Consider the following 3,815-nt stretch of genomic DNA (forward strand, 5'->3'; position numbering starts at 1 on the left):
GGCCTGGGCGTCTTCCGGGCCATCCGCCAGGAGATGGAAGAGTGGCTGGCTGCCCACGGCTGCCGATGCCTGCAGGAGATCCGCGGCCGGGCCCATCGGGAATAGGGGGATCTCGCCCGAGATAGGGGATAAAATAATATACGCGGCTACGAGACGCTGTCGGTGGTCTTGGATAGCCTGGAGGATGGAGGTGGAACCGTGGAGGAGCATGGCGTTCAGCGACCGGCAACATCCGAAGAAGGACAGGCTTCGCCGGCCCCTCCGGAGGCGGCCGTGGCGGAAGCCGAGGTCTCCCTGGCGGACCAGTGGGAGGCGTTGAAACGGGAGCTGGAAGCGGCGCGGGCGCAGGCCCAGGAATACCTGGAGGGCTGGCAGCGGGAGCGGGCCGCCTTCGCCAACTATCGCAAGCGGGTGGAGGCCGAACGGGCCCAGTTCGCCGCCGAGGCGACGGCGGTGTTCATCCGCAAGCTCCTGCCGATCATGGATGACTTCGAGCGGGCCCTGCAAACCCTTCCGGACAACCTGCGCCACCTGACATGGGTGGAGGGGATCTTCCTGATCTACCGCAAGCTGCAGCTGGCCCTGGAATCCGAAGGGGTTCAACCCATCGAGGTGAAACCCGGCGATCCCTTCGACCCGATGCTCCATGAGGCGGTGCTCTACGAGCCGGTGGAGGGCTTCGGAGACGGCCAGATCGTGGAGGAGCTGCAGAAAGGCTATAAGCTGGGCGATCGGGTGCTGCGCCCCACCCTGGTGAAGGTGGCCCGTTCGGTCGAGCCGGCGCCCGGCGGGGAGACCAGCGGGTGAAAGAGGCCGTTCCCAGGGGATCCCGACAGGGGGGCCGCTTCGCCCGCCCGTCCATCGATCCTCCCTGCCTGAAGGCCAGAGGCGCTCGAGGAGAGGGGATCCAGAGGAAGCGACCGTTGGCATCGCGACCCAACCGGTCTGTAGTGAGGCATGACCCATCGGGGGAGGGGCGCCCTCCCCCTTTCTAACTCTCGAGAGGTTCCATGGGCGTATCCCGCAAAGACTACTATGAGATCCTCGGCGTCCCGCGGAACGCCACGCTGGAGGAGATCAAGCAGGCGTATCGCCGTCTGGCTCGCCAGTATCACCCGGATGTGAACAAATCGCCCGACGCCGAGGAGAAGTTCAAAGAAATCAACGAAGCATACGCCGTCCTCTCCGATGAGGAGAAGCGACGGATCTACGACATGTATGGCCATGCCGGTCTGGAGGGCCGGGGGTTCCGCCCAGAGCCGGCGGATTTCACGGATTTGTTCGCGGATCTGTTCGAGGATCTGTTCGGCTTCGGGCCGCGGGTTCGAACGCGCCGGGCTCCCCGGCGGGGGGCTGATCTCCAGACCGAGGTGACCTTGACCTTCGAGGAGGCGGCCCTCGGCGCCGAAAAGGAGGTCGAGGTGACGCGGAACGAGCCGTGCCCTCGCTGCCGAGGGTCCGGCGCGGAGCCGGGAACCGGACCCACGCGTTGCCCCACCTGCGGGGGGCTGGGAGAAGTCCGACGGGTCAGCCAGTCCTTCCTGGGCTCCTTCGTCCAGGTCACCACATGTCCGACCTGCCGGGGAGCCGGCGAGGTGATCTCAGCCCCATGCCGGGAATGCGGCGGAGAGGGCCGGGTGCTCACGCGCCGTCGCCTTGTGGTGCGCATCCCGGCCGGGGTGGATGACGGGATGCAGATCCGTCTGCCGGGCGAGGGGGAGCTCGGGGAAAACGGCGGGCCGCCGGGCAACCTCTACGTCCAGGTCAACGTCCAACCGCATCCCTACTTCCGCCGCCGGGGGGACGACCTCATCGTCCAGGTCACCGTCAACGTCGCCCAGGCCGCCTTAGGGGATCGCATCCGCGTGCCCACCTTAGAGGGGGAGGAAACGGTGGAGATCCCACCGGGCACCCAGCCGGGCCACGTGATCCGCCTGCGCGGCCGGGGCATCCCCCACCTGCGCCGGGACGGGCGAGGGGACATGCTGGTCGTGGTCCAGGTGGAGATCCCCACCCGCCTGACGGCGGAGCAGCGGAAGCTCTTCCAGGAGCTGGCCCGCACCCTGCCGACGGGCGAAGTGCAGAAGCCGGAGAAGGGCTTCCTGGATCGCTTGAAGGAACTGCTGGGCGGTTGACCTTCGCCCCGAGGAGCGGGCAGCCCCATGGGCCTGAACCGCAAGACGGTCTCAGCCGGGATCGCCGGACGGAGAAGCGCTGCCGATCCCTCTAAGGCTCCGGCCCTCCGGCCATCCCGGCCTCCGGATCCACCCTCTCCGCCCCTCCGGTCCATGCGAAAGGCCGCCGCTCGCCTACAGCGCCACACCCGATGAATCCTTCTTCGCGCAACCGCCGGGATCGCGCGCTTCCTGCCAAAAGCGAGGTGTCCCCTATATGATCATCGAGGGACTGGCCCTTCAGAGCCGTGGGGAACCGCGTCGGACCCGTGAGGTCGACCGGACCATATGGTGAAGCATAAACCCGTCGACGACCGCGTGGCGCGATGAGCACGGGGATCCGGTGGCTGGAGATCGCGGTTGCCGCGCCGACGGAGGCCGCCGAGGCGATCGCGGAGGTGCTCTCCCGGTATGCCCCTCACGGCGTGGCGTTCGATTACGGCCCCATCTCCGCGGAGGAAGGGGATTGGGAACATCCTCCCCTTCCTCGGGATACCCTCACCGTCCTGGCTTACCTCCCTATCGTCGAGGGATGGGAGGAGGCTCGACAGCGCGTGGAGGAGGGGCTCTGGCATCTGAGCCAGATCCTGCCCTTCCCGCCGCCCCGCTTCCGGGTGATCGACGAGGAGGAGTGGGCGGAGGCCTGGAAAGCCCACTACGACGTGCTTCGGGTGGGCCCCTTCGTGATCCGGCCGACGTGGCGTCCGGCGGAGCTCCGGCCGGGGGAACTGCTCATCGAGCTGGATCCCGGGATGGCCTTCGGCACGGGGGCCCATCCCACCACCCGCCTCTGCCTGCGCGCGCTGGCCGAGTGGCTCCGGCCCGGGGAGCGGGTCCTGGATTTGGGGACCGGATCCGGGATCCTGGCCATCGCGGCGGCCCGGCGGGGGGCTGCCAGGGTATGGGCGCTGGACATCGACCCGGTGGCCGTCCGGGTGGCGCGGGAGAACGTGCGGCGGAACGGGCTCTCGGACCGCGTGGAGGTGGGCCAGGGTTCCCTGGAGGAAGCCCTTGCGCGAGGGGAAGGCTTCGACGGGATCCTGGCGAACATCCTGGCCCCGGTGATCCGGCGCTTCTGCGAGCAGGGCCTGAGCGCCCTGCTGCGGCCAGGGGGGTGGGCGGTCGTCTCCGGGTTCCTGGAGGGCGAACAGGAGATCTCCGTTCGGGAGGCCCTGGAGGCGGCCGGCCTGCGGGTCTGCGGGCGATGGGCCGAAGCGGACTGGGTCGCCCTGGGCGCGCGGAAGGACGCGGAGAGCGTTCGCGGAGAGCTGGAGCCCGATCGGAGGGAGATGCGGCATTGAATGAGAGAGGGAATGGCCTCATCGCCTCGGCCGTGCATGGCCGATCATGCTTCCGTCGCCATCGGCCCCCCGAGGCGCTCGATCTCCGACCGGATCTCTTGGATGACCTCCGGGTTTTGGATTCGCTTCCGACCGCCCTTCTCCGCCGCGGAGAACACAACGAATACCTTGGATCTGTCCATCCCGCCGTTCCTCCGCGCGGATGAATTTCTCCAGAAAACGATGCGGCGTGGAGCGATCCGCCTCCGCCAGGCCCATCTCGATCATCTTGCGGTTGACGAACAGCCGGTTGGAGAGATACACATAGGCGGGCATGGGAGCGTCCGCTTCCGCGGGGGGC

3 protein-coding genes and 1 pseudogene are annotated in these 3,815 nt (G+C 68.1%); 3 read left to right on the forward strand and 1 reads right to left on the reverse strand.

What is annotated here, in order from left to right:
- Positions 1-162: 162 nt before the first annotated feature.
- From NZM16_RS11255 to prmA, 3 genes are all read left to right on the forward strand, one after another.
- A complete protein-coding gene (locus NZM16_RS11255) occupies positions 163-807 on the forward strand; it encodes a nucleotide exchange factor GrpE (protein ID WP_295480442.1) in 645 nt (214 codons plus the stop codon).
- 203 nt (positions 808-1,010) lie between these two features.
- Positions 1,011-2,135 carry a molecular chaperone DnaJ gene (gene dnaJ, locus NZM16_RS11260; protein ID WP_295480444.1) on the forward strand — a complete coding sequence of 375 codons (1,125 nt, stop codon included), beginning with the start codon at positions 1,011-1,013 and terminating at the stop codon, positions 2,133-2,135.
- Between the two features lie 365 nt (positions 2,136-2,500).
- Positions 2,501-3,475 carry a 50S ribosomal protein L11 methyltransferase gene (gene prmA, locus NZM16_RS11265; protein ID WP_295480446.1) on the forward strand — a complete coding sequence of 325 codons (975 nt, stop codon included), beginning with the start codon at positions 2,501-2,503 and terminating at the stop codon, positions 3,473-3,475.
- Between the two features lie 18 nt (positions 3,476-3,493).
- On the opposite strand, the pseudogene NZM16_RS11270 reads toward prmA, so the two are convergent.
- Positions 3,494-3,815 (reverse strand): annotated as a pseudogene (locus tag NZM16_RS11270) (hypothetical protein); the annotation flags it as partial.

Origin of the sequence: Thermoflexus sp. (genome assembly GCF_025055495.1) — a bacterium.
Lineage (GTDB): Bacteria > Chloroflexota > Anaerolineae > Thermoflexales > Thermoflexaceae > Thermoflexus.

What these genes read in the sequence shown, in the direction of transcription:
- dnaJ (WP_295480444.1), top strand. Translation starts at nt 1,011, where the DNA reads ATGGGCGTATCCCGCAAAGACTACTATGAGATCCTCGGCGTCCCGCGG.
- prmA (WP_295480446.1), top strand. Translation starts at nt 2,501, where the DNA reads ATGAGCACGGGGATCCGGTGGCTGGAGATCGCGGTTGCCGCGCCGACG.